Genomic DNA, 4,508 nt, shown 5'->3' on the forward strand with positions numbered 1-4,508 from the left:
GTCCGGTGGCGTCATGCTCCGCTCCTGGGTCCGTTGCGACAATTGTCGTCCGAAGCGCAAATCGCAAAGCCTGCGGCGTCTCGCAGGCCACCTTTGGGTGGCGAGGCCATCGAAAGACAGCCGGCTCCGTTGACCCCCGGACACTGCTCCCGTGAGTCGGAGACGTCAACCGTTGAAAAGCCGATTAACGGAAAATGTGATCACCGGGAGGTTACGTCCAGGTCAGGTCGAGGCGGGATTTCCACACCGCTTTGTCAGGAGCGTGTTCGGCCTTTGTTCTTTCCGCTTGCCCGCCCGCGCGAAAGACGGTTAAACGCTTCTGTTGAGAGTTGTGGCGTCTCTCGACGTGGCGGGAAAAATACCTACATAGGGGGTGGCCGGGAAACCCCGCCACTCCAGCAAATTCCAGACCTGAGGCGGCGACCGGCGATGGCCGACCATAAATACCTTTCCATTCGCGGGGCGCGCGAACACAATCTGAAGAATGTCGATCTCGATCTGCCGCGCGACAGCCTGATCGTCATGACCGGCCTGTCAGGCTCCGGCAAGTCGTCGCTCGCCTTCGACACGATCTATGCCGAGGGCCAGCGCCGCTATGTCGAGAGCCTCTCGGCCTATGCCCGCCAATTCCTGGAGATGATGCAGAAGCCGGATGTCGACCAGATCGACGGGCTGTCTCCCGCCATCTCCATCGAGCAGAAGACAACTTCGAAGAACCCGCGCTCGACGGTCGGCACCGTCACCGAGATCTACGACTACATGCGGCTTCTGTTCGCGCGCGTCGGCGTTCCCTATTCGCCGGCCACCGGCCTGCCGATCGAAAGCCAGACGGTCAGCCAAATGGTCGACCGCGTGCTGGCGCTTGAGGAAGGCACGCGCCTGTTCCTGCTGGCGCCGATCGTGCGCGGCCGCAAGGGCGAGTATCGCAAGGAACTCCTGGAGCTGCAGAAGAAAGGGTTTCAGCGCGTCAAGGTCGACGGTGTCTTCTACGAGATTGCCGACGTGCCGGCGCTGGACAAGAAGTACAAGCACGATATCGATGTGGTCGTCGACCGCATTGTCGTGCGCGGCGACCTGGCGACGCGACTTGCCGATTCCATGGAGACGGCGCTTAAGCTCGCCGAGGGCCTAGCGGTGGCCGAATTCGCCGACAGGCCGCTCGACGCCAGCCTGACCGGTGAGGATTCGGTCAACAAGTCGAAGAACGAGACGCATGAGCGCATCCTGTTCTCGGAAAAATTCGCCTGTCCGGTGTCAGGTTTCACCATTCCGGAGATCGAACCGCGGCTGTTTTCCTTCAACAATCCGTTCGGCGCCTGCCCGACCTGCGACGGTCTCGGCAGCCAGCGCGCCATCGATGCCAATCTGGTCGTGCCCGACGAGAACCTTTCACTGCGCGACGGCGCAGTCAGCCCGTGGGCGAAGTCGACCTCGCCCTATTACGCGCAGACGCTGGAAGCGCTGGGCAAGGCCTATGGCTTCAAGCTCGGCGACAAGTTCAAGGATCTTTCCGCCGAGGCGCGGGAGGCGATCCTGCACGGCACCGGCGAGCGCGAGATCACCTTCCAGTATGATGACGGCCTGCGCTCTTACAAGACGACCAAGACCTTCGAGGGCGTCATCCCCAATCTCGATCGGCGCTGGAAGGAGACCGAATCCGCCTGGATGCGCGAGGAGATCGAGCGCTTCATGTCGGCCACCCCCTGCCCCGCCTGCAATGGTTATCGGCTGAAGCCCGAGGCGCTGGCGGTGAAGATCGCGGGAAAACACATCGGCGAGGTCACCGAGCAGTCGATCCGCAAGGCCGACCAGTGGTTCACCGAATTGCCGGCGCAGCTCAACGACAAGCAGAACGAGATTGCGGTGCGGGTGCTCAAGGAAATCCGCGAGCGGCTGCGCTTCCTCAACGATGTCGGCCTCGACTATCTGACGCTTTCGCGCAATTCCGGCACGCTGTCGGGCGGCGAGAGCCAGCGCATCCGGCTCGCGTCGCAGATCGGCTCGGGCCTCACCGGCGTACTCTATGTGCTGGACGAGCCGTCGATCGGCCTCCACCAGCGCGACAATGCACGCCTGCTCGACACGCTGAAGCACCTGCGCGACATCGGCAACACGGTGATCGTCGTCGAGCATGATGAGGACGCCATCCTGCATGCCGACTATGTCGTCGATATCGGCCCGGCCGCCGGCATCCATGGCGGCGAGATCATCGCGCAGGGCTCGCCGCAGCAGATCATGGCGACGCCGGCCTCGATCACCGGCAAATATTTGTCCGGCGAACTCGAAGTGGCGACGCCGGCCGTGCGCCGCGAAGCGAAGAAGAACCGGCGCATCAAGGTCGTCGGCGCGCGCGGCAACAATCTGAAGAACGTGACGGCGGAAATCCCGCTCGGCACCTTCACCGCGGTCACCGGCGTGTCGGGCGGCGGCAAGTCGACCTTCCTGATCGAGACGCTGTTCAAGGCGGCCTCGCGCCGCATTATGGGCTCGCGTGAACATCCGGCCGAGCATGACCGCATCGAGGGGCTGGAGTTCCTCGACAAGGTCATCGACATCGACCAGTCGCCTATTGGACGGACCCCGCGCAGCAACCCCGCCACCTATACCGGCGCCTTCACGCCGATTCGCGACTGGTTCGCGGGCCTGCCGGAAGCCAAGGCGCGCGGCTATCAGCCGGGCCGCTTCTCGTTCAACGTCAAGGGTGGCCGCTGCGAGGCCTGCCAGGGCGACGGCGTCATCAAGATCGAGATGCACTTCCTGCCCGACGTCTACGTCACCTGCGACGTTTGCCACGGCAAGCGCTACAACCGCGAGACGCTCGACGTGCTGTTCAAGGGCAAGTCGATCGCCGACGTGCTCGACATGACGGTCGAGGAAGGCGTCGACTTCTTCGCTGCGGTGCCCAGCGTCCGCGACAAGCTGGAGACGCTGAAGCAGGTCGGCCTCGGCTACATCCATATCGGCCAGCAGGCGACGACGCTGTCCGGCGGCGAGGCGCAGCGGATAAAACTCGCCAAGGAACTGTCGCGCAAGGCGACCGGCAAAACGCTCTACATCCTCGACGAGCCGACCACCGGCCTGCACTTCCACGACGTCGCCAAGCTGCTCGAAGTGCTGCACGAGCTGGTCGACCAGGGCAACACGGTGGTGGTGATCGAGCACAATCTTGAAGTCATCAAGACCGCCGATTGGGTGCTCGACCTCGGCCCCGAAGGCGGCGACGGCGGCGGCGAACTGGTCGCCTCCGGCACGCCGGAAGCGATCGTGCGCGAGAAGCGCAGCTACACCGGCCAATTCCTCAAGGAGTTGCTGGAGCGGCGCCCCGGAGGCAAGCGCGAAGCGGCTGAGTAAGTGCGCAAATGGCCAGTGCCTGGAGAGCGTTTGAATGACATTCAGAAAGGCGCTTGCGGCTGATCTCCCCGCCGTCGTCGCGCTAACCACGGCCGCCTATGCGCCCTATACCGCTCTGCTCGGCGCGCCGCCGATGCCGGTCACGGAAGACTACGGGCCGCGCATCGAGCGCGGCGAAGTCTGGCTGCTGGAAAGCGGCGCTGAACTTGCCGGGCTGATCGTGCTCGAGCGCCATGCCGACCATGTGATGATCTTCAGCGTCGCGGTCCCCCCTACCTTCCAAGGCAGAGGTCACGGCATCAAGCTGCTCAATTTCGCCGACGAGCAGACACAGTCATGGGGTCTGCCGGAGGTGCGGCTCTACACCAATTCGCGGATGGAGCGGAACATCGCGCTCTATGCGGCCTATGGTTTCCGGGAAACGGGTCGCCGGGCCCACCCCTACCGGCCAGGATGGATTGTGGTCGACATGGTCAAGCCGGTCGACCAAGCCGCCTGATAGCCTTTTTGAAACTGGGAGGATGACAATGGCCAGCCAAGGAACGATCCGCTCGGGCATGGGCGGCTGGACGTTCGAGCCGTGGGACACGTCTTTCTATCCTGACAAGCTGTCCAAGACCAAGCAGCTCCAATACGCCAGCCGGCAGGTGCCGAGCATCGAGGTCAACGGCACCTTCTATTCCAGCTTCAAGGAGCCGACCTTCGTCAAATGGGCGAACGAGGCGCCTGACGGTTTCGTCTATTCGCTGAAGGGCAACCGCTTCGTCACCAACCGTCGTGTGCTGGGCGAAGCCGGCGAGTCGATGATGCGTTTCCTCGGCTCCGGCGTTGCCGCGCTCGGCGACAAGCTCGGCCCGATCCTGTGGCAGTTCGCGCCGACGAAGAAGTTCGATGCGGACGATTTCGAAGCCTTCTTGAAGCTGCTCCCCGAGAAGCAGGACGGCGTCGCGCTGCGCCACGCGCTGGAAGTCCGGCACGACAGTTTCATCGTGCCGGAATTCGCGGCGCTGGCCCGCAAGTACAAGGCGGCGATCGTCTATGCCGACCATGCCAAATATCCTCGGATTGCCGACGTCACCGGCGATTTCGTCTATGCGCGGCTGCAGACCGGCAGCGACGACAATCCCGACTGCTACACGCCGAAGGCGTTGGATGAG

3 protein-coding genes are annotated in these 4,508 nt (G+C 63.4%); all 3 read left to right on the forward strand.

Features of this window, described 5'->3' with window-relative positions; translation table 11 throughout:
* The first annotated feature begins 429 nt into the window (after window positions 1–429).
* A complete protein-coding gene (gene uvrA, locus EOA33_RS25375) occupies window positions 430–3,351 on the forward strand; it encodes an excinuclease ABC subunit UvrA (protein WP_127406880.1) in 2,922 nt (973 codons plus the stop codon).
* 34 nt (window positions 3,352–3,385) lie between these two features.
* Window positions 3,386–3,850 carry a GNAT family N-acetyltransferase gene (locus tag EOA33_RS25380; RefSeq protein ID WP_127406881.1) on the forward strand — a complete coding sequence of 155 codons (465 nt, stop codon included), beginning with the start codon at window positions 3,386–3,388 and terminating at the stop codon, window positions 3,848–3,850.
* 28 nt (window positions 3,851–3,878) lie between these two features.
* On the forward strand, window positions 3,879–4,508 hold a 630-nt coding region (locus EOA33_RS25385; protein WP_145989275.1), incomplete at its 3' end, for a DUF72 domain-containing protein.

Source organism: Mesorhizobium sp. M4A.F.Ca.ET.050.02.1.1, from assembly GCF_003997725.1.
GTDB lineage: Bacteria > Pseudomonadota > Alphaproteobacteria > Rhizobiales > Rhizobiaceae > Mesorhizobium.

Excerpts from the sequence above, each read along its gene's own strand:
- uvrA (WP_127406880.1), top strand. The coding sequence starts at position 430 with ATGGCCGACCATAAATACCTTTCCATTCGCGGGGCGCGCGAACACAAT.
- EOA33_RS25380 (WP_127406881.1), top strand. The coding sequence starts at position 3,386 with ATGACATTCAGAAAGGCGCTTGCGGCTGATCTCCCCGCCGTCGTCGCG.